Below are 21639 nucleotides of genomic sequence, written 5' to 3' on the forward strand. Positions count from 1 at the left end.
ATGAAAATGACCATCTCCTCATCAGATTACACTCCATTTCCAGTAAATTTTTGGGAATTCAGGAATTTACTCGTTTGGAATGCCGAGAGTATATCCTAATATGGAGGTAAGAGGGGTCCGTATATCATGGGAGATATTTGTAATCATTTTCTTTCTTTCTATTTCAAGAAAATTTGTCTTTTCTCTTTTTTGATGATATTTCTTCATAAAACGATTCATGGAATTTACAAGACTTGTCAATTGAGTGTTGGAATAGTGCACTCGCAAATGAGTAATAAAATCGTTAGATATAGACTCTTCTATATCCCTTTGAATTTTCACGATTTGTTTATTGATGGAAATCTTATCATAAATAAATCCCAGCACAATAATCGCCAACAAGATGAGAATCAGCCACATCATTTTTTATCACCTGCAAACCGATAGCCAATTCCCCATACGGTCTGAATATATTTTGGGGCAGAAGGGTCTGCTTCGATTTTATTGCGCAAGCGATTAATATGAACCATGACTGTATTATCGTCAGTAAGGAAATCCTCTTTCCAGATTTGGGAAAAGATTTGTGTTTTGCTGAATACTTTTGCAGGCTGAGAAAGCAGAAGCTCCAGAATGGCAAATTCCTTAGCCGTTAACATAATTTTTCTATTTTTAATTTTGACTTCATATGTATCTCGGTTCAACTCTAAATCATTAGATTTAAGAATTTTTTTGGGTTCTTCATTGTTTATTTCATTAAGATAAAGGTAGCGTCTGAGCTGGGCTTTCACTCTTGCAAGGAATTCGCCAATAAAAAAAGGCTTAGAAATATAATCATCAGCTCCAATCCCTAAACCTAATACTTTATCCTGTTCTCCCCCCTTGGCGCTTATGATCATCACGGGTGTATTTTTATGTTGTCTGATGTGCTGCAGCACTTCCAATCCATCCATTTTTGGCATCATGATATCCAAAATGATCAAATCATAATCAAAGCTATTTATACATTCCAGCGCATCTTTTCCATTATCAACAAGTTGAGTATCATATCCTTCATTTTTCAGTGTTCTCTGAATTAAATAACTAATCTCTTTGTCATCTTCGGCAACCAGTATCTTGGAAAGACCCATGAGTATCACCTCAACGATTTTTTAGATACACTTTGATCCTATCACATCCTATTTAAAATTTTAACACTTTTTTTAAAATAATAAGAAAGGGCTATCCCATTTTAAGTCAGCACCATGAATAAACTCCAAGATGGATAAACAAATTCCGGCACTTCCTTCTAAAAGCCCTGGTTTTTGTAATTCTTTGTTTTCATAATCAATAAACCCGAAGGGGGTATCCGGATTATAGCGATCTATTAGCAAATTTGCATATTCATTTAATCTCTCTTTATATAGGGAAAAATACTCTTCCTCTTTTCTTATCATTTTATGGAGGATATGCATGTTCCCGGACACACCATGACAAAAACTGAACCCGCTCACGCTAGTATCTGTTAATTCTTTTTTCATGATTGAAGTATAAGCATCAACAGTTTCTCTTATTAAACCTTTTTCATTCAGAACTTTCCCTGCAAGATATAGGGAATAGGCAATCCCGGGCATTCCGTAGCACCAAGCATCCGGAAACTCTACATTGCTGTTTGTCTCGCCAAACACTTCATGCTCAAAGGAGATGATATCCGGCCAGGAAATATCTTCTTCCCTTACTCTTTTCTTGCTTAATAACCATTGAGAGATATCCCATATTGCTTCCCTTTGCCCCTTAACTTCGAAACCCTCAAGGCTGGCTCCAGCCAAAACTGCAAGCGGGCCGGCAATACCATGGGACATGCCGCAATTAAAGTTGCCATTAGGATACATCGTTTGATAGTCTTGATTGAATTGATATTGCCTCGGAATATACCAGCCGGGAACCTTTTTGCCGTCAATATTGATTTCTTTTGTTAAACGAACAAGGTTATCCATAACTTCTTTATATAAACACTGCGCAGTTTCCCCCATCCTTAGCTCCCGTAAATAGACCGCTAAGCCTGACAGCCCTGACATGGGATCATACCAAAAAGGAGAAGTCCCTTTTACTTCTCCGAAAGTCTCGAACCCTTCCCTCAAGAATTGTTTAATTCTTTCAAAAGCTAAACTATTTAGTTCCTGAAGGAACCCCGTATAGCGCTGCCCCCCTCTTGAAGCATGCATGACGGCAAAGGCTATTCCTGTTAATCCGCTGTATAGAGATACATCATCTAGTCTATTAATTCCCATTTCCTTATGTAAAGCCATTAAATAGTCATGAGTGACGGCATCCCATCCTTCATCCGGATACAACAGATCTAGCTTTGAATAAAATAAAATGATGCCAGGATATCCCTGAGATAAAGAGCAGCTTTCCCAGGGATTCCTCCCTTCTGCATTGCGGTTGGAGTCTGCGCAAGCTATATCTTTAACCCACTTTGGATCTTTCATTTTATAAGCTATGTCATTGATTATCTGCCTCATGTTAATGATGGCGGATTGATCATCCAATTTTCCCATGTCTAATTCTCCTCTTTCACTCTTATCCTTCCCGAACAACTAATTTTTCTATTTAACCCAATCCCGGCTATTCCATCTCAATAGTGTAAAAGAATAGGTGAGGACAATTACAAGTATAAGAAACCATAAATAGGAGGACTCTGCCTCAAGCAAAAATACAAACATTTCCTGGCTGCCAAACAGCAATATATCGAATACATCGCTGAGATACACGGATATAAAGAGTAAAAACAAGTAAGTTATTACAGAAATAATCGTATTTGGCAGTATGACACTTAATAAACTGGCAATTCCGATAAGGGCAATGAAAATGAAAAATACACCAAGATAATACTTCAGCTGATATATGTAAGCTTCCGCCACTCCCAAAACAGGTGCATTTTCATAATAAAAACTGACGGAGTCAGCCTTCGGGTAAAATATATATCCTGAAGCCGTTCCGACTGCAAAGGTGATCACCATAATTACAGCGACCATACCGATCAAGAGGAACCATTTTGCAAATAAAATCACTTTTAATGATAATGGTCTGATTGCCACCAGACGAAGCCCTCCCGATTGGTACTCGCCATTAATGCTATCGATGCACAGTACCGGCAAAATGATTAATACCATCAAATAATAGATTTTTTTCAAAAGAAAAATAGAGTAATTCAGCGAATTGAGAGGGACACTTTCTTCCATCGTAAAAAAAAGGTTCTCCGCCAGCAAAGATTGAGCCAGAATATAAACCATAAAGATAGAAAAAAACAAGATATTTTTTCTTCGACTATTCATTCTTTGCCATTCACTGGAAAGCAATCGATTCAACTTGTCTTCCTCCTTCTAAATTAAGTAATCTCTTTTTAAGAACACCAATAGTGAAGCCGCCGTTCCTAAGAAAATATAAGCGATCATTACAGCGAATATCCACCCCTTTAAAAACACATTATCCGTAAGCATTTGAACAACACCGCTAAACTGTATCTCAATCAAGGAAAAGTAGACGTACTGTGAATAGCCTATTGATTCGCCAAACATTCCAAGCAGTACTGGAAAAAGCATCGAAACTAGCAAAAATCCGACTGTTACAGCAAATGCAGATGTGGATGATTTGCTAATCACGCTCAAAAAAATCGTAACACTGGCCACAGCTGCCAGCGAAAGAAAAGATAGAAGATAATAGACTGCACTGTAACCCAAAGAGTAAATCGGCGTCACTGGCTCTATCTGAAAGAACAAATAGACTTCTTCGGCACTGTCGAAAAAGAACCATCCCGCCACTAAAGAACAGATGAAATAGAAGACCACAAGTAAAAAAAGATAAAGTAAAACTACCAAATTCTTTGCAAAAAACACGCTAGAAAAACGATGGCTTCTTTGCAGGACCATTCTAAGCTGGCCTGTTCTGTATTCATGGGTGAAGCTCATGATTATTATCAAAACAGCCACGAGATTGAAATACAGCATAAAAACCTCTGCAATACTCATAACAGGGAAATTGAACCAAAAAGAGTACTGCGGATCCGTTTTCTCAAGTACTTGATTGTTTTCGTGTGATTGGAGGACCGTAGCAATAACAAGTAAGGGAATGAGCAATAAGAAAAGAAAGGAGCTTTTTTTGCTCCATAGCCGCTCCCATTCGCATTGGAATAATGACCTCATTGGCCCATCAGCTCAATAAAGATTTCTTCTAAGTTTCTCTCTGATTTTTCAATGCTTGTTATTCCTATCTTCTCTTCAGCCAGCACTCTTCGGATATGTTGAAGTTCCTCTTCCGTACATATGGCTTCAAGCGTGTTTAAATCAAGTCTCTTAATTTGGATTTTCCCTTTTAGCAGAGAGAATGCTTTATCCGACTGTTCACAGCCGATTACCCACCTGGCTTTCCCAATGAGATCATCGATTCTTCCTTTCCATTTAAGCTCGCCTTCATTAATCATGACGACTTTATTGCATATATGCTGCAGTTCATCCAGCAAATGGCTAGATATCAAAAATGTCAGCCCTTTCTCATTTCTTAAATAAAGAATCAGTTCCCGCAAAAACTTCATCCCCATTGGATCAAGCCCATTGGCCGGCTCATCCAGAATAATCACTTCAGGGTCGCCCAGTAGCGCTTGAGCAATCCCCAGCCTTTGCTTCATCCCAAGTGAATAGGCGGCCACTTTATCGTCGCCCCTATCCTTTAAACCGACTAATTTCAACACTTCCTCCACTTTTTTGTTTTGTTCAGACTTAGGGATATTGGGATGGAGCTTAATTAAATTCTTCAAATTTCCCCTTCCAGTCATATAGTCGAAAAAAATCGGCGTTTCAACAATGGCTCCAACTCGCTTTAATGCTTGGCTCCGATTTTTTATAACTGAATGCCCAAGTACTAGAATATCCCCTTCAGAAGGCTTTACGAGCCCCATGATAATTCGGATTAATGTCGTCTTGCCGGCTCCATTTGGTCCCAAAAACCCACAAATGTCACCCTTCTCTATATCAAAGTTAACATCATGAAGCAATTTTCTTCGTTTTATCGATTTTGATACACTTCGCACTTCTAAAACCTTCGGATCCATGCATGCACCCCACTCTGCTTCCCATTGCAGGAAAACTGTTTTATTTGCAAATATATTATCATTATATATTTAAGAATCTTTTTCTTAATTCTTACTTTTTTCTTAACAAGGGAAGATAAGCCAAAGGATTTTGTTGTTACAGATTTATCAAACACTGCTGTTTTAAGTCAAAATGAAAATATATCATTTGAAACTAATGGGTTAATAAGAGGTAATCTCGGGTTTCATAAATAAAAAAGACAGATCTATATTCACTAGCGTCGCACAAAATATATTTAACTATTCTGTAAATAAAATTTCATGAAAAAGTGCCAAAAAGGCAAAGCCTTAAGCAAAGGTGGCAATGTCCATTTGGTAAAAATATACAATTATACAGAGGGGACGACGACAAACAATAAGCTAAGTTTTCTCTTCAAAACGCCGAATCCATACGTATGCGGGCTTCCAAGTGGCTGCCTTTAGCCATCGGCTGATACGAAGTAGTGTTTTCTTACTCTTCGTCTCCAACTGGATGAGCATATGCAGGCATTAGGTAATGAGCGCCAGGTAGATCTGGTTTTGTATCGCTGTTTCACTCATTCCATAGAAGTGTTTGATCTCTACATGTTGCTTGAGCCATTTGAAGAATAGCTCAATTGCCCAGCGCGAACGGTAGATCTCACTTACTTCGGCGGCTTCCAGATCAAACCGGTTGGTGATCAGCCGAAGGACATTCCCTTTGGTACCTACCACTTCTAACAGCCGAAAAAAGTTTTCCGCTCGGTTTTAAGTAGAACCGATAAGCACCATCTTATCCGATATGACCGTGCTTCCCTCAGGCAGGGAGACGGATTCCACCTCACGGATGACGGCATTCTTCTTCAGTCTGGATACGAAGAAATAGCCCTCATCTGTCATGCGGTCGAAACGTTCATAGTCGACGTATCCACGGTCAAACACATACATGGCTTCCTTGTCATCCACGAGAACCTCCAGCTGGTTTCTATCATGTTCTTTCGCTACCGTGATGACTGCCTTTTCAGGATAGACGGTGTCCTTGTCCATGAAAACGAGACGCAGATGAAGCTTTACGCCAGCTTTGGTCTTCCGGAATTCTGCCCATTTTTTGTAGTTCGTCAGACTCAGTGGAAGCGTACTTAAATCAATGATTTTAAGGGGCAAATTCCTTGTGCTGGGATGGCGAAATTCTTGAATCTTCCTCACAAGATCCAGGAACAGCGTTGAAAGGATAGCTGGATCTAGTATTAAACCGCACTGGCAAGTTCGTGGTTATCAAAAAATCCCTCTATTGCAATACGGCGGGTAGTCGCTTTTCGTTTGATAATAGATTGGAAAGTTAAGTTAGGATATTCTTGTTCAATAGCCTCTTGCATAGGCTCATTTTCTTTTACTCTAGCATCTATCAAACTAAACAGGATGCCAGCCACTTGCAGATCAGGATTCAAGAACTCCCTGGAAGCCTGGACGATATCCAAAAATTTCGGGATCGCGTAGTATGTAAACATGGAGCCGTCAAACATGATCACCACATAGCTACCGCCGTCCGACTTTGTATTCAATGGCATTAGGGTCTGCTCAGACAAAGAGGGCGGAGTATCGATAATAATCCAGTCGTAGTCTTCCAACACTGGCTGCAACGCCTTTTCCAAGGCATCCAATTTAAGCTCTTTTTCAAACATTTTCTTGGTCAACGTGGCCAAAAAATCATTCGCTGGAAGCAGGCCAGGTTATCCTTGATATTAATAATGTATTTGGCGTGCATCCCCGGTTAAGATGGCCTCCAGGACCGTCTTCTCCTCAAACACATTGCAGATGTCAAACTTCCCGGTCAGCAGGCTTGTCAAGTTCCCCTGACCGTCCATATCCACTGCCAAAACTTTTTCCTCCCGGTTTAACAGATAGGACGTAATCCCGCTGGATGTTGACTTGGCACAACCGCCTTTGGAGATAGTGGAACTTGATTTTTCTCCTTTAATGCTTTCCATTTTTCTTGAGGTAAAAGATATTCTTCAAAATCCTTATATTGTCTACTTCCTACGACCCACATGTCCCCAGAACGAAGATGATTACATAATTCTGAAAAGATACCGAACTCATAGTAATGACGATCAATACCATTTTCTTTCATCACATGCTTGAACCATTTCCATCGGAGCTGTTTCAGGGATTTTTCTTTTTCCTGTTTGGTTTATTTCCTTTAACATCTCTAGTGCCCGAAATAAAGTATGGCTCGCTTTAGAAGCTTTAAATACATACGTTCTTAATAATCTAGGTGCAAATTTCCGAAAATGTCCATAATGATTATCTAGTAGATCTAAATAATCAAATTCTGCTGGTCTGGCTAGTTCTTCAGCCTGTTCCACTGATTTTACAAATTGTTCCCATGAAATGATAGATTGTAAAGATTCAAATGGGTCTTGTTCTAATTCTTTTGCTTCAATTAAAGCCTTTCCAACTTTTGCGTATAAACGAACCTTTTCATTAAGCTTTTCCGTCTTTTTGAAAATAGAATTTGATGCTCAAAAAAACCTTCGTAAAGATACATTCCTACGCGTCTACTACTCTGATAAAAAAGGTGTATACTTCTTGTTCGTAGGGAGTGACCCCATCTTTTTGTAATGAAACTGCATATAAGTCTGTTTTGAATTTTTTATATGAAAATTGTTCTTCACTAAGCCGTTTTTCTAACCAGTCCATATGCTGCGTGACAAGTGGATTGGCGTCGTATGAAAGATAGGAGAATGGAAATGGATTATTGAAAGAAAAACACGTTTTACAGGCATGATTTTCATCTTTTTTTTATCATTACAGAAGATGAAGAAAGTCACTTACCGGAGAGGGCGGGAAATCCCAAAGCCTACATGCTATCAGTTCGCAGGCTATACCACAGCTGGCAGTCCCGGAAAGAAAATAAGATATCACTTCTGCATAGACGAAATATTCGCTTCCGCTTTCCGTATCGTTTTTGAAAACATCCGCCTTTTTGATCTGTTCAAACCGCCTGGTCTGTTGCAGACCTTGGATGGCGTCATCTTCTGCCAGAATGTAGATGCGCCCTTCTGCCGGGATATCCGACAGCATATAGGCCAGAAATGCGGGAATGACCAGCAAAAACGCTTCCGGCATTACACGCAACGGCCAACCGGGAACCGGAGTAAAATACAAGACGGATGTGCAAGGATTTTGAAAAATATGGAGGATGGGAACGTATGGATAGATTATGCTCATAAACAAAAGTTTCCGCCCCTGCTTTTTCGGCAAACCAAACCTGTTATGATTGGAACCAAATTTGTTATACAATACACCAAATGTATTATGGTTCACACCATTTTCCCTCCTCTACGGGGGCAAGCGTGGCAGATTTAAATGAAGCAGCTGCAGCATGTGATATTCCGGGACCGATTGGAACCCATACATTCAGAAAGACGTTTCGGCTACAACTTTTACCAGGAACATAAAAATGTGGCCATGCTGCAAAGGATTTTTTGGTCATTCTTCTCCGGCCGTCACGTTGCGTTATATCGACATATCGGATGATAGACGATGCTGGATGACTTTCTATCGCAATTCACGGCGCATGAGGCTGGCACAGCGATGAACCGTGGAAGCTGACGTGCCGAGCAACTTGTAGAATAGCTTGGCGGCCGCTCCAGTTCTCTCCGGTGTTCATATTGGCTGCCTTTCAACATATGAGCGTTGCCTGATTCTCAAACACTCGTTCGTTACAGAACCTATTTCAACAAATGATTGACAAAACCCTCTCCAACCATTAAATTAAATGAAACCTTGTTTTTATATCTGGTTAACAATTGGAGGGAAAAGAATGACACCGGACCGGCAAAAGCTAAGAGGAATGATGATTGCGTCACTGTTTGCGGCCATAATCGGCATCTTTGCACAAATTACCATACCGCTTCCGTTAGTGCCTATTACAGGGCAAACGCTAGCCATCGGGCTTGCCGCCACCATTCTTGGTGCAAGATATGGAACATTATCAGTTTTGCTCTATATTTTAATGGGAGCTGTCGGAATCCCTGTTTTTAGCCAGTTTTCGGGCGGCTTTTCCGTACTGGTCGGGCCAACAGGCGGCTTTATCGTCGGGTTTATTCCGACAGCCTTTTTCGTAGGCTGGTACCTGGAAAAAACAGCCTTCAAATTTACCCAAGCAATGATTGCCAATACAATCGGGATGTTTATTACACTGTTATTTGGAACTGCTTGGCTCAAAATAGCTGCCAACTTGAGCTGGCCAGCGGCATTCGCCAGTGCTTTTGCACCGTTTATTGTGGTCGGCCTTTTGAAAGCGGCACTCGCTTCCTGGATCGGGGTTATTGTACGTAAAAGACTAACAATTGCCAACATATTGTTCGCGCCAAAAGAAAAATCCGCTTAAATGTGGAGCCGACTGCTTTACACAATTCATCCTTATTTGGGCGTTTCCGCGAACAAGTTACCGAAGTACAACGGCTATTTTCTAAAAATAAAATAAAGTCATAATCAAAGTGAAACTCCGCTTTGCGCCGTGGTATACTATAGAGTAAAGACGAATACGTCTTGAAAAAATAACATGTCAGGTGGGGATACCCATGAATTTGACAGAACAGGAGCCCGTTAATTTACACGATCTGCTATTAATCCGGCACAAAGAAAAAACATGGAAAAAAGGGGCGTATCTTTTTCAGGAAGGTGACAAAGCAAACGAAATTTATTATATTAAATCCGGCAAAGTACGAATCGGAAAAATAACGCCTGACGGCCGGGAAATTACCTTCAGAATTGTAAATGCCGAAGACTTTATTAGTGAAGTGCGGCTTTTTTGCACACTTTCAACATACACAGTTCATGCCAAAGCAATCGAAGACTGTGAATGCGCCATCATCCATAAAGATGATCTGGAAGAGAATTTGTTAATCAATCCCGGACTTTCCGCCGAATTCATGAAAATGATGGGCATTCACCATCAAAAAACCCATTCTAAATTCCGCGACCTTATATTGCATGGAAAAAAGGGCGCTCTCTATTCAACACTCATTCGTATGACAAACAGCTATGGCATAAAAACAGACAATGGAATAATCATTGACTTATCTTTGACAAACCAAGAGCTTGCCAACTTTTGCGGCATGAGCCGCGAGGTCGTCAACCGTCTTCTTGGAGCTTTAAAAAAAGACGGAGTCATTTCTATCGCTGATGGAAACATCATCATCCACGACCTCCAATTCTTAAAAGATGAAATCCATTGCGAAAACTGCCCTGTCGACATTTGCAGAATAGATTAAGAGTGTGCTCTGTAAACACCACTAATCTTGTAATCTATGATTGTGAGGAGGATCAACCCAATGCACCCCAAATTTTTTTATAGTTTTGCGGCAGGCTATGTAGTGAGCATGTTGATCATATATCTGATATCCGGATACTTTTCATTGTCTTTTACCATCGGATCATTTATAGGTATTGCCCTATTCGGATTAGGATTACATTTGCTTAAAACAAGAAAAAGCTAAGTTCCTAAGGCGTTATGCGATTTTTGGTTTTTTCATTCCAAACGGGCGCCAGTCCAATCAGCCCCCTGCATGGCGATGGCGGTTTTCGCAATTTGTTCCGCCAACAGAATCGATATCGTTTTTCACTTCTCCAAGATTTCTCCTACAGTCAATGGGGACATGGGAAAAAGCCTTTATAAGCAAATACGAAATAGCAAAACCGAACAATTCATTTATAATGTTCGGTTTATTTGTGTAAAAAAATCCCTATCATCGCAACATCAACATATTTCGCTTTCCGCAGCTCTCTTCAGCTTCCTCGGAAAGCAAAGGTCGCTTTCCTGCGGGATCTTCAGCTCGAGCTATTCCCGCATATGTTGACTACGCTTAAAAGCTTGCGTATCATACACTAGGACAATTTATCCGGCATGTAAGGTGCCGTAAAACTCCCACTTCAAAACATGAGGGTGATACAAAAGGTCTAAGTGTGAGAAAACGGCACCTAAATGCCCGATTGGTTCAACTAACATCAGTAGGAGATGGAAGAAAACTCCTACTGAATGAAGTTTCACTTGATCCCGCATGTAAGGTGCCGGTAAAATGAAACACAACTTTTATATTTTGATCATTCTTTCTATCATTTGATCAGAGGCGAAATGTATCAAAGCTCGTAAAAGATTATCACTAGCTGTTTTAATTGGCAGTGTTCTACTATCTATTAGTCTCATCATTCTTAAAAGCAAGGGCCTTTATTTACAGTTAGGAATTCAACCAAACGGATTTAACCACATGGAAATAAGCCTATTCCTAACAATCTTGGTAATTATTTCTGGATTGGTTGTATTATCACAAAGCATCAAAGATATCGTTATTAAAAGACTTTTTATAACCATAGGCGTTGTGATTATATTCATGAAAATATTTTCACACTGGATAACGTATGACCGTTTAGAATACACTCATTTTACTTCACCCGACGGTAAAGAAGAATTTCTCGTCATTGAATCAACTGTCAGTGAATTATATCAAATAACTAAAAATCCATTTCTCATAATTTATCGACCATAAGAGGCTATCGTGGATTTCAACCGTTTCGTACGGGTAGTTATCAATTAGAGTGGATTGATCCAAACACCTTGAAAGTATCTTACTTGAAGAAAAGCACTTCAGGATATATAGATGTTCTTATTGAATATAAAAAAGATAAGTAACCGAGCCTTTCGCTACTATTGAACAGGCTCGGTGTTTTAAATCCTACTGTTTGTTCATTTTCTTGCTTATGGTGTCTCTGAATGCTGAAGCTACTAGTTGTCCGTCACTAAGTGAATAGGGAGGAACGTCAAATACACCCGTACATTTCCACCTCAGCTCAAGAATTCCTGGCTCGCTAGAATTCAACAAATATTCACTTTGAGATTTTACTAGCTTAAGATCCCCAAAAAATCTATTCATCAAGAAGGACGAGTATCTAGTTAGATACAAAAAAGAATAATACTCTTTGACAACTTCATTTAGTTTTCTATTACTACTGAGCAAAATCTTTCCTATATTAACAGCATCAATATCAGCTAGTAAATCATCAGAGCTAAACATGCTTCACTTTCGTCTTTATGGCCAATCACTTCCATTGCTGCATCATATGGTGTTGAGTGTTTCGAAGAATTGGCTGCTTCACCGGTAACTGTAAGTAAGTCTCCACCCCAACCTGCAAGATCAACCAGAGAGTGACTCCTTAAAAAGAATAGTTGACTGATTTTTCTGTGGTTTTCTCCGGTTCCGGTGGCACGGACCATGCTACACTACTCGTTTCTCACCTCCCCGCAATCCTCGTGTAACTGAAATTCATTATCATGCCAATATTACTTATATACAGAGGCCTCCTCCAAAATAGAAAACTCTTTTTCTTCTCCGTAGTTGAGGATGATGACCTCTGTTTTATCATCATCCTCCAACAGATGTAGCAGCTTTTCATCTTTATTCATCATCGTTTCAATTACCGGAAACTGTTGAACCATGACTTCCAAAACGTCGGGCCGGGGTGTGGTGTGGCTGTTCGGAAATTGATGGTTCGGAATCACGTATTCAACATCAAGCAGATGTTTCACAACATATGCCGCCTCTTCAGGTCCCATTACAAACTGCCCCGAGGCTGAAAGGATGGCCACGCTCGGTTTGTAAAAGTCTTGAATAATCTTCATATCGGCCATCATTGTAGTATCTCCTGAATGATAGAGCGTCCTGTCGCCATGAAAATTGAATATATACCCGGCAGGCTGGCCCCCATATATCGGTGTTCCTTCCGTTTCACCATAAGATGAAGTATGCATCGCTTGTACCATCGTGACCTTCACATCATCAAGGTAAATAGAACCTCCATAGTTTAATAAATGAACATTAGAATAGCCCTTTTGCAGCAAGATCATTCCAAAATCGTACTGTGCCACTATTAGAACATCAGGATTGGCGTTTTCCACCTCTTCTAAGCCCTGGGTATGATCAAAGTGGCCATGAGTAATAAACACTGCATCAATCGTACGTAAAAATGCCGGCTTTGTGTACTCTTCAGGACATCCCGGGTTTAAACTCAAAAAAGGATCAATTAAATAGCGTTTCCCCTCCTTGCTCGTCAACAAATAACATGCATGTCCCAGTCTTAAAACCTTCATGATAACTCCTCCTTCATTTATTTTAAAATAAGTATTACCGGCTAATGGATGAGAGCGCCAAACAGTCATCTGGCCGAAGAACACCGAACAGCATTTCAAAAAATCTTACAAGGAAACTGGTTCTTTTTTTACTTTAAAAGCGGGCATGACCTTTTCAGCAACTAATTCCATGGAACGAAGTACTTGCTCATGTGGTAAGCCACCAAAATTCATCAGCATCATAATATGGTCACAGCCAGCATCCTCATACTTCTTCAAGCGGTTAATCACATCTTCCGGAGAGCCAATCAGCAATTGTGCCCGCTCTTCAAGGTCTTCAAATTGCGCATTCCTGCCGTATTGACGTGTATCCAAATAAAGATTTACATGTTTCTTTGCGATTTCTCTCGCTTCCTCCCGTGATTCAGCGACAAATGTATGGACAGCGAGCGGAATGTTTATTTTCTTTTCATCATGGCCAGATTCACGGTACACGTTCTTGTAGCGATCAATTATTTCTTTCAACTCTGAAATAGACTTGCTCGCCACATAAGGAACGCCCATAAATGCTATATCCCATCTTCGCGACAAATTCCGCTCCCCTTGGACTTAATGTGCCTATCCAAGTAGGAACTTCTTTTTGCTTCGGTAACATCTCCAATTTCACATCAAAAAGTATTCCCCTCTATGAGAAAATGTTTCTCCAGTCCACGCCTTTTCGAGTACCGCCAGCGCGTCGTTAAATCGAAAGGCTTTATCCTTTTCGTCAATATGAAACCCGGGGTAAATACCCGCTTCCCAATCCAAGATTTAAGCGTCCATTGCTTAAAACATCCAATAGTGCATAATTTTCAGTTTTTTTAAATGGCAACGTAACAATCGATACTCCTAAACGAATATTTTAGGTCCTCTCTGCCGCCACCGATAACAGCATTTGCGGGGTTGTTAAAATGCCATACTCGCTAAAATGATGTTCCGCGAACCAGACAGAATGATAGCCAAGCTGATCTGCCCTCTCCGTTTGCTCTAATACTTCATAAAGCAATTGCTCATGCGTCCGACTCATTTTTTCTTTATATTGATCAAATACAGTAAATAAACCAAATTCCATACTGACCTCCTCCCAGAAAATCTTTTTGGCAACAAAAAAAGCCGGCAGTAAAAGAACAGATGTTACGGCTATCCGCCTTGCATCGTGTTTCTTAAACTACTGGCTTGTCATCCACTTACCTGGAAAAGATGAGTATCCCTTCCACGTAGATAATCCAGTCTCGCGCAATAAATGAAGCGCTTTCATTAGCAAGTATACTCTATATCTTTTTGACATTCAAGCCATTTTTCTACATATTACACAATTAAGTAAACTCAAAGCTTGGCTAATATTCCGTATTACTTCATATCGTGATAACGTTCATAAGCAGTAATAATGGATTGAATCACAGCGCGCTGTCCCGGAATGAGCAGCTTTGTTTCCACCTCTTGAATAATCTCTTCAACGCCATTTTTAATACACTTTCCACGGACCAAAGACGAAATAAATTCATTTGTCATCTTTAAGATGAAAGTAAAAGAAGCATCCACAATCATATCCGTTGACTTATCAATAATCAGGATGGCCCCGATCACCTTCTGTGTTTCATAAATCGGAGTACCTTTCGGGAACTGCGCAAAACCGGCAGTCAGAACATGATTCTTTTTCGTAACCACTGTCAATCCCCCTTTCAACCGTCTTTATATAGTAAATTTTCAAACTATTTATCACACTTATCTTATATAATCGAAGAATTATTCGTCAAGGAACGTTGCATACGTACTTTTCATTGTCACACTTGCTTTAAAAACTTCAATTTGGGGCCAGATTTTCCGATATTTGCCACCAACGCGAATCTTTTTTGTCAAAAATTTGAATGGATTATGAAGTTCATGTGAAATCGGTGTGAAGTGTGACTTTTGTCACAGAGAGGGGAAATCTGACGGAAGTATGATGGAATTAGAAATCAACGCGGGAGGGTGAGTACGATGGAACTAGAAAAAAGAACACCGGAAAGTGTCAACATTACTAAGGAACACCATCATTCGGAACCTAATTTAAAAGGAACACTTATCAGTGTGTTAGGCGTTGGAATCATCATTATTATTATGTGGGGCGCTACGTATTTTCTATATGCGGGCAGATAAAAAAAGAAAAGTAGGTGAAAAGACATGCATTTTCATAAATTTGAAAAGATCTGGTTGATTTTCGGAACATTATCACTTGCCGCATTCTTAACGATTGTTGGCGTAACCGCCTTTGCCCATGGGCATACGCCCGCTGGCGGGATGGATACGATCGATCCGGAGAAGGTGGCCGAGACACCGCCCTTTGATAAGCCGGGTGTAAGACAACTTGATGATGACACTTATGAAGCAGTGATTATCAGCCAAGCTTTTGGGTATCTTCCTGGAAAGATCAAAGTTCCGGCAGGAAAAGAAATTATATTTACATTAACAAGTACAGATGTTGTCCACAGCTTTACCATTGATAATACAAAAGTAAACATGATGGCTGTTCCGGGAAGAATTACCCACAAAAGCTATACGTTTGAAAAACCCGGAACATATTTGGTTCTTTGCAACGAATATTGCGGAGCCGGCCATCACATGATGTCAACCGAAATCGAGGTGTATGAACCATGATCGCTTTAGCAGACAGAAAATTGGCATTATGGAACATCAAAATCGCTTATATCGCATTTATTATCGGAACGCTTTGCGGTTTGCTTCAAGTGTTTGTCCGCAACGACTCCCTGGAGCTTCCCAAATGGCTTGATTACTATCAAGTGCTAACTGCTCATGGCGTATTGCTGGCACTTATTTTTACCACCTTTTTCATTTTCGCCTTTTTGATTGCCGGGATGAGCAAAACATTAGGAAGCTTTGGTCCGAAAGTAAGCCGCTCAGCCTGGCTGGGGCTAATTGTGATGACAGTTGGAACGGTTATGGCAACAGTGATGATCATTTCCGGAAAAGCGTCCGTGTTATATACCTTTTACGCTCCTTTAAAAGCGAGCGGCTGGTTTTATGTCGGGCTTGCACTGTTTATCATCGGAACATGGCTCACAAGCTTTGCATTAATTGGACATTATGTCGTATGGAAAAGAAAAAACAAAGGACAATTCAGCCCCTTATTCGCTTTTATGACCATGGCCACTTTGCTCTTATGGATCATCGCCTGCTTGGGTGTCGTAACGACAGTTGTGTTTCAGTACATCCCATGGTCGTTTGGTTGGGTAGAAACGATCAACGTTGAATTGAGCCGTTCCCTGTTCTGGTATTTCGGCCACCCGCTCGTTTACTTTTGGCTCTTGCCTGCTTACATTGCCTGGTATACAGTTTTGCCAAAAATTGTCGGAACAGATGTATTTAGCGATTCACTCGCACGTTTCTCGTTTATCTTATTTATTCTCTTTTCATTCCCGGTCGGATTCCACCACCAATTGACCGAACCCGGAATTGAAAGTTTTTGGAAGTTTTTACAAGTCATCTTGACGTTCATGGTTGTCATTCCAACCTTGATGACCGCCTTCTCCATGTTCGCAACGTTTGAAATATCCGGAAGAAAAAAAGGCGGAACCGGATTGTTTGGCTGGTTTAGAAAGCTTCCATGGAAAGATGTTCGATTTACATCCATTTTTATCGCCATGCTGTTTTTCATCCCTGGAGGAGCTACGGGAATCATAAACGCAAGCTTTCAGTTAAATGAGCTTGTGCACAATACGCTTTGGGTCGTAGGCCATTTCCACATTACAGTTGGGACACCTGTCGCCATGACGTTTATGGGCGTTACCTTTTGGCTCATCCCGTATTTGACGGGCAGACAATTTCCCAAGCATATGCAAAAGCTGGCCTTTATCCAAGTGTTTTCTTGGGCGATTGGTATGACACTTATGTCTACAGCACAACACTTGTTGGGGCTTCTTGGAGCACCGCGAAGAACAGCTTATTCCGGTTACAATGGACACGAATCTGCTCTTGACTGGTTTCAGGGCTTGCTCTCCAACCACGTTACCATGGCCATTGGAGGAACGATTTTATTCTTGTCAGCCATTTTGATGGTGTATATCGTTGCCAATTTGTTATTTGCGGCGCCAAAAGCAAAAAAAGAAAGCGAGTTTGTCGAGTTTCCAATTGCAAACAGCGACACATCGCATACCGCAAAGTATTTGGAAAACTGGGGAATCTGGGTCGGAGTCGCTTTGGCGCTCATCGTCTTGGCGTATGCCGTTCCGCTTAACGACATGATCCAGCACGCACCTGTAGGTTCAAGAGGGTTTATTACTTGGTAGGAGTTGATCCATATGTTTCTAGCTGTATTTTCCATGTTGATCGTTGCCACTACGATCATGATTATTTCTGTCGAACTCAAAGAAGATGCTTGAAACAGCAAATGGAGGCTGATGAATGTGTAACATGATTCACGCGAAATTAGTAAACTTCCTTTATTAGGGAGATTACCTGATTCATCTCAAATAGAACAAAAAATAGACGAGGATCTCTTCATGCATCCCCGTCTATTTTTATTTTTCCGTTTCCAGCCGCTTGGAAAATTCCTCCATAGCGCTGTAACCTTCCCGCTGCAAATACCAGTTGTTGGCGGCTGCTTCAATAAGTCCTGCCACATCACGGCCCGGTTGAAGCTGGATTTCAATGTATGGAATTCGAACACCCATATAATCCGAAAATTTCGGTTCCAACTCCAGATCATTGTATAACGAGTTTTCTTCCCATTTCGTCAGTTCAATATCCAACACAATTCGGGTTTGATCCTGGAACGCCTCTCTTCCGTATAGACGAACGACATTCACAAGGCCAATGCTGCGCAATGCAAGCAGTTCCTTCGTCTTTTGATCATGGGTTCCCAACAACGTTTGCGGCCCCAGCTTTTTTAATGTCACAACATCGTCGGCCACCAAGCGGTGTCCACGGCGAATCAAAGTATGAGCCGTTTCACTCTTTCCAATACCGGATTTTCCCCTGAGTAAAACCCCAATTCCCGAGACATTCACACAAACGCCATGTATGGCCATTTCGGGAGCCAATGCTTTCAGCATATAAGCATCCAACTTGGAAACAAATTCCGATGTCGGATCCTCATGCGTCCGAAGCAGAGGAATTCCTTCTTGAATGCAGCACTGGGTCAGATGATGTATGCTGTCCTGGCTTGCCGTAATAATAAAACAAGGCGGATGATAATGAACGATATTTCCAATACGCAACTTCTGCTCCTCATTTGTCAGTGTATGTAAAAAGTTTAACTCTTTTCTCCCCAACACCTGAACAAGCTCCATCGGAAAAAATTCAAAGAAACCGACAAACTCCAATCCCGGACGATGCGCTTTTGATTTTGTAATCTTGCGATCAAGCTGGTCTTCCCCAGCCAATACCTCTAATGAAAACTTGTTCATTAATTCTTTTACTGTAATTGATTTCACGATGACACTCTCCATTTGTACTTAATCAACAAAGGAAATCCTTATGTTTTGGATTATACTTGAAAAAAGAGGAAACGTCATCCATCACAATGCCCATTTTTAAGCGCTTACATTCCTAAAACTTAAAAATGTCGATTTTTACACATAGAATCGTTCTCGGCTCACAAATCGAGAAACTAAATGACCTTGTCAAAAAGAAATTCCAAAGCGTCTCTCTTTGGCGTTTCTGTTATATAGTTGAATGGAAAGTCTCCTTACATGAGCCTTTAGAATAAAGTGAAACTTCATTCAGTGGGCGTTTTCTTCCATCTCCTACTGAATGTTAGTTGAACGAATTTGGCATGTAGGTGCCGTTTTCTCCCACTTAGGCCTTTTGAATCAACTCAGGTCTTCAAGTGATGTATAATGGCACCTTGCATGCGGGATAAAATAAGATAAGATGGTGAAACGACATGAAAGTTCAGCAAAAAACGCTAATAGCGAACAAAAAAGAAATTCCATACACTCATATTGAAAATGGAAATGAGATTGTTTGTTTTATGTTTTCCGGATTAAGTTACACGTATGATCAGCCATTATTTTATTATTCGACAATGACGATGCTACAAAATGAGTACGATGTTGTCCATGTCCACTATTCTTACGGACAGGATATATTCAAACTTCCATTGGCAGAAATAACAAACATGATCAGTCATGATGTAAAACCCATCATTGACGATGTGCTTAAAAGTAATCAATATCAAGAAACTATGTTTTTAGGGAAATCTCTTGGCACAATTCCCCTTATTAACGACCTGATGAAAAACAATAGGTATGTACATTCTAAAATGGTTCTATTAACCCCATTACTGCGGTTTGACTCCATTTTTGAAACACTATTGATGTGCAAACATTCGACGCTTATTGTGATAGGGGAAAAAGATGACCATTATATTCCAAGTAAAATCGAAAGCATTCAACATCAAACAAATATGGAAATAAAAATAATCCCCAATGCCAATCACTCTCTAGAGATGGAACCCTTTCATACCGCAATGTCAATCTCGGCCTTAGATCAGGTAATGAAAAGCGTAGATGATTTTATACGGTTATAACCCGTATACAAAGGTAATTTTGTTATAGGAGTTAAAAAAACTTCGAAAAAGGATTTGTGCGTCTTTCATTTTCCGAAGGGCTACTACATGAACAACGAAACATCAATGAGATTTGTACTAAACAATAGACAGCTCCTGTATTCCTTTAAGGGCTTCTCTTTTTCCTGGCTCTCTCTTGCACCGCCGCTTGGAAATTGCACCTTACCAGAACCCCGTTCCAAGATATGGCACGGCCATGACAAGTCTTTTTTGCATTGTCAAACAGATTATTGGAGTTGGACATATGCCTGGAATATAATGATGTAAAATAAGTGAAAAAGGGTGTATCGAATGGAATCATTAAACATGTTTCAATATTCTCGTGCCGCTTTCCTGATCGCATTGAGAAATACGCCTGATGACAAATGGGACGAGCAGCCGCCGATGTTTTCAAATACGATACGCTGGAACGCGGGTCACGTTTACATAACGGCTGAAGATTATTTAAGCAAGGCCGATCACGATTATGAGATTGTACACCCGGAATGGTACGATCTTTTTATCGACGGATCCAGCCCTGCCGACTGGGGCAGTGAGATCCCCTCCGTGGAAGATCTTTTAACAGCCATTGAAGAACAGGGCGAGCGGATACTGAGTTATTTTAATAGTAAATTGCAAAACACTGCCGATGAGACTGTAAATATTCGATATCTCAAATTGGATACGGTAGACGCCGCGCTCCAATTCGTGACTTGGCACGAAGGGATTCATCTGGGAATCATCATATCCATGCAAAAACTATTTTAAAGAAAACGGGGCTAGCGCAGCAGACGGTAGCCCAGTCGCACTTCTAATCGCAAACAAAGGGCTGAAAACCCTTTGTTTTTTTATGGGAGCTTATAATGGCCCTCATAAATGCTGTTCGCTTCCTCTTTTGAGACCCTGTACATTCTTTCGCCCTCCGTATGCAACACATTCTTTTCCACCAAAGCGAGCTTTGTTTTATAGCCGTCTGCAAACGTCAATTCTAATTCAACTTCATTTAACCAATTTACTTCTACGATCTGGTCCTTAAACAAGTCGTCCGACTCTTTCACCGCACAGGCAAGATAATCATTTGTAAGGTGGCATGCGGCCGCCTTGTCGGCGGTGAGCCAATACCCTTCTGCTGCTCCAACCGTTTTTGCCTTTAGTACGAACTGCTTTTTCTCCGCTCTGTCAGCTTCTGCCCTGGCTCTCGCTAGTTCTTCCGCTTCCTTTACTGCTGTCGCTTTTACTGCCCTCATTTCCGACAAGCTTGTTTCTGCATCATGCTTTATATCTGAAAAAAACGGATGGCTCAAGTCTTGTTGTAAAATAGATTCGAGTATAGAAATGGATTCGTCATATCGTTCTTTTTGGAATGTTTTCTTGGCCTCTTCGTAACTCTCGGCATATTTCTTTTTTACCGCTTCCATATCAGCTATTTGTTTTCGCAGCTGTTTGGCATTTTTTACAAGACTGTCCGAACCATCTTTCATGTTAACCACTTGCTCAACTGATTTATTAGCGGCGTCCAATTTGCCTTCATCGAAAAACCTTTTGGCTTCTGTCATTTTTTGGGTCTGTTGAAACAGGATGGCAGCTTTTTCATCATTTTTCTTTTCATTTAAAGCATTCTTAAAAAAGTCAGTTGCAATCTCATAGTTTTCTTGTTTTATTTGCTCATGCCCTTGCTCCATCATTTCATCATATATTTTATGACTCTTTGTACAGCCGAAGATAAACAACATCATAAAGCTGATCATCGATACCGTGAGTATTGTCTTCATTACTACTTTAAACTCCCTCTGTCTTTTCACGGATAAAACCGCTAGTCTTATTGTAAATGGTTTTTTGATAATGTCGATAACAAAATTG

The 21639-nt window shown here is 40.5% G+C and carries 20 protein-coding genes and 5 pseudogenes; 8 read left to right on the forward strand and 17 right to left on the reverse strand.

What is annotated here, in order from left to right; all coding sequences use genetic code 11:
• Window positions 1-66 precede the first annotated feature (66 nt).
• From JOC94_RS07170 to JOC94_RS23355, 9 genes and pseudogenes are all read right to left on the reverse strand, one after another.
• Window positions 67-402, reverse strand: a complete 336-nt coding sequence (locus JOC94_RS07170) for a histidine kinase dimerization/phospho-acceptor domain-containing protein (protein WP_205178958.1) — start codon at window positions 400-402, stop codon at window positions 67-69.
• A complete protein-coding gene (locus tag JOC94_RS07175) occupies window positions 399-1106 on the reverse strand; it encodes a response regulator transcription factor (protein WP_077112445.1) in 708 nt (235 codons plus the stop codon). Before JOC94_RS07175 ends, JOC94_RS07170 begins: the two co-directional genes overlap by 4 nt.
• A 72-nt stretch (window positions 1107-1178) precedes the next feature.
• On the reverse strand, window positions 1179-2516 hold the full coding sequence (locus tag JOC94_RS07180; RefSeq protein ID WP_077112447.1) for a lanthionine synthetase C family protein: 1338 nt from the start codon (window positions 2514-2516) through the stop codon (window positions 1179-1181).
• 48 nt (window positions 2517-2564) lie between these two features.
• Window positions 2565-3326 carry an ABC transporter permease gene (locus JOC94_RS07185; RefSeq protein ID WP_077112449.1) on the reverse strand — a complete coding sequence of 254 codons (762 nt, stop codon included), beginning with the start codon at window positions 3324-3326 and terminating at the stop codon, window positions 2565-2567.
• 15 nt (window positions 3327-3341) lie between these two features.
• Window positions 3342-3986, reverse strand: coding sequence for a hypothetical protein (locus JOC94_RS07190; protein ID WP_139345663.1), 645 nt, complete (start codon window positions 3984-3986; stop codon window positions 3342-3344).
• A gap of 401 nt (window positions 3987-4387) precedes the next feature.
• Window positions 4388-5065: pseudogene (locus JOC94_RS07195) on the reverse strand (ABC transporter ATP-binding protein); the annotation flags it as partial.
• Between the two features lie 399 nt (window positions 5066-5464).
• Window positions 5465-6307 (reverse strand): annotated as a pseudogene (locus JOC94_RS07200) (IS4 family transposase); the annotation flags it as partial.
• Between the two features lie 2 nt (window positions 6308-6309).
• Window positions 6310-7050 (reverse strand): annotated as a pseudogene (locus tag JOC94_RS22840) (ParA family protein).
• Window positions 7011-7579 (reverse strand): annotated as a pseudogene (locus JOC94_RS23355) (Tn3 family transposase); the annotation flags it as partial. The pseudogenes JOC94_RS22840 and JOC94_RS23355, both read right to left, overlap by 40 nt.
• Here JOC94_RS23355 and JOC94_RS23640 point away from each other — a divergent pair.
• Window positions 7574-7645, forward strand: a pseudogene (locus JOC94_RS23640) (YxeA family protein); the annotation flags it as partial. The pseudogenes JOC94_RS23355 and JOC94_RS23640 overlap by 6 nt on opposite strands.
• A 225-nt stretch (window positions 7646-7870) precedes the next feature.
• Here JOC94_RS23640 and JOC94_RS07220 read toward each other — a convergent pair.
• Entirely contained in the window at window positions 7871-8389 is a 519-nt protein-coding gene (locus JOC94_RS07220; protein ID WP_077112457.1) for a hypothetical protein, read from the reverse strand.
• Between the two features lie 499 nt (window positions 8390-8888).
• On the opposite strand from JOC94_RS07220, the gene JOC94_RS07225 reads away from it, so the two are divergent.
• Together JOC94_RS07225 and JOC94_RS07230 are read left to right on the forward strand one after the other, a co-directional pair.
• Window positions 8889-9458 carry a biotin transporter BioY gene (locus JOC94_RS07225; RefSeq protein WP_077112459.1) on the forward strand — a complete coding sequence of 190 codons (570 nt, stop codon included), beginning with the start codon at window positions 8889-8891 and terminating at the stop codon, window positions 9456-9458.
• Between the two features lie 199 nt (window positions 9459-9657).
• Window positions 9658-10344, forward strand: coding sequence for a Crp/Fnr family transcriptional regulator (locus JOC94_RS07230; RefSeq protein ID WP_408021908.1), 687 nt, complete (start codon window positions 9658-9660; stop codon window positions 10342-10344).
• A 1772-nt stretch (window positions 10345-12116) separates the two neighbouring features.
• On the opposite strand, the gene JOC94_RS07235 is transcribed toward JOC94_RS07230, so the two are convergent.
• The 5 genes from JOC94_RS07235 to JOC94_RS07250 form a co-directional block, all read right to left on the reverse strand.
• A complete protein-coding gene (locus tag JOC94_RS07235; RefSeq protein WP_077112462.1) occupies window positions 12117-12341 on the reverse strand; it encodes a hypothetical protein in 225 nt (74 codons plus the stop codon).
• A 66-nt stretch (window positions 12342-12407) separates the two neighbouring features.
• Window positions 12408-13214 (reverse strand): metal-dependent hydrolase, encoded by an 807-nt coding sequence (locus JOC94_RS07240; protein ID WP_077112465.1) that lies wholly within the window; start codon window positions 13212-13214, stop codon window positions 12408-12410.
• A 105-nt stretch (window positions 13215-13319) separates the two neighbouring features.
• A complete protein-coding gene (locus tag JOC94_RS22855) occupies window positions 13320-13784 on the reverse strand; it encodes an LLM class flavin-dependent oxidoreductase (protein ID WP_236017011.1) in 465 nt (154 codons plus the stop codon).
• 310 nt (window positions 13785-14094) lie between these two features.
• Complete coding sequence (locus JOC94_RS22860) at window positions 14095-14304, reverse strand: LLM class flavin-dependent oxidoreductase (protein ID WP_236017012.1); 210 nt, start codon at window positions 14302-14304, stop codon at window positions 14095-14097.
• Between the two features lie 278 nt (window positions 14305-14582).
• Window positions 14583-14900: a DUF3870 domain-containing protein gene (locus tag JOC94_RS07250; RefSeq protein ID WP_083717606.1), complete on the reverse strand. Its 318-nt coding sequence runs from the start codon at window positions 14898-14900 to the stop codon at window positions 14583-14585.
• A 312-nt stretch (window positions 14901-15212) separates the two neighbouring features.
• Here JOC94_RS07250 and JOC94_RS07255 point away from each other — a divergent pair, with 312 nt between their 5' ends.
• The 3 genes from JOC94_RS07255 to JOC94_RS07265 are packed head-to-tail and all read left to right on the forward strand — an operon-like array spanning window position 15213 to window position 17518.
• A complete protein-coding gene (locus JOC94_RS07255; RefSeq protein WP_139345665.1) occupies window positions 15213-15371 on the forward strand; it encodes a cytochrome C oxidase subunit II in 159 nt (52 codons plus the stop codon).
• 24 nt (window positions 15372-15395) lie between these two features.
• Window positions 15396-15869, forward strand: coding sequence for a cytochrome c oxidase subunit II (locus JOC94_RS07260; RefSeq protein WP_077112469.1), 474 nt, complete (start codon window positions 15396-15398; stop codon window positions 15867-15869).
• Window positions 15866-17518 carry a b(o/a)3-type cytochrome-c oxidase subunit 1 gene (locus JOC94_RS07265; RefSeq protein WP_205178962.1) on the forward strand — a complete coding sequence of 551 codons (1653 nt, stop codon included), beginning with the start codon at window positions 15866-15868 and terminating at the stop codon, window positions 17516-17518. The genes JOC94_RS07260 and JOC94_RS07265 overlap by 4 nt, the downstream gene beginning before the upstream one ends.
• Window positions 17519-17749: 231 nt before the next feature.
• Here JOC94_RS07265 and hprK read toward each other — a convergent pair whose 3' ends face one another.
• Window positions 17750-18664, reverse strand: a complete 915-nt coding sequence (gene hprK, locus JOC94_RS07270; protein ID WP_077112473.1) for an HPr(Ser) kinase/phosphatase — start codon at window positions 18662-18664, stop codon at window positions 17750-17752.
• Window positions 18665-19116: 452 nt separating this feature from the next.
• Between hprK and JOC94_RS07275 the strand changes: the two genes are divergently transcribed.
• Both JOC94_RS07275 and JOC94_RS07280 read left to right on the forward strand, forming a co-directional pair.
• Window positions 19117-19761, forward strand: a complete 645-nt coding sequence (locus JOC94_RS07275; RefSeq protein WP_077112475.1) for an alpha/beta hydrolase — start codon at window positions 19117-19119, stop codon at window positions 19759-19761.
• Window positions 19762-20091: 330 nt separating this feature from the next.
• Window positions 20092-20547: a DinB family protein gene (locus JOC94_RS07280; RefSeq protein WP_077112477.1), complete on the forward strand. Its 456-nt coding sequence runs from the start codon at window positions 20092-20094 to the stop codon at window positions 20545-20547.
• An 80-nt stretch (window positions 20548-20627) separates the two neighbouring features.
• Here the strand turns inward: JOC94_RS07280 and JOC94_RS07285 are convergent, their stop codons facing one another.
• Window positions 20628-21551: a hypothetical protein gene (locus JOC94_RS07285; RefSeq protein ID WP_077112479.1), complete on the reverse strand. Its 924-nt coding sequence runs from the start codon at window positions 21549-21551 to the stop codon at window positions 20628-20630.
• Window positions 21552-21639 lie beyond the last annotated feature (88 nt).

It is taken from the genome of Siminovitchia thermophila (assembly GCF_016909185.1).
In the GTDB taxonomy this organism is placed as follows: Bacteria; Bacillota; Bacilli; order Bacillales; family Bacillaceae_C; genus Siminovitchia; species Siminovitchia thermophila.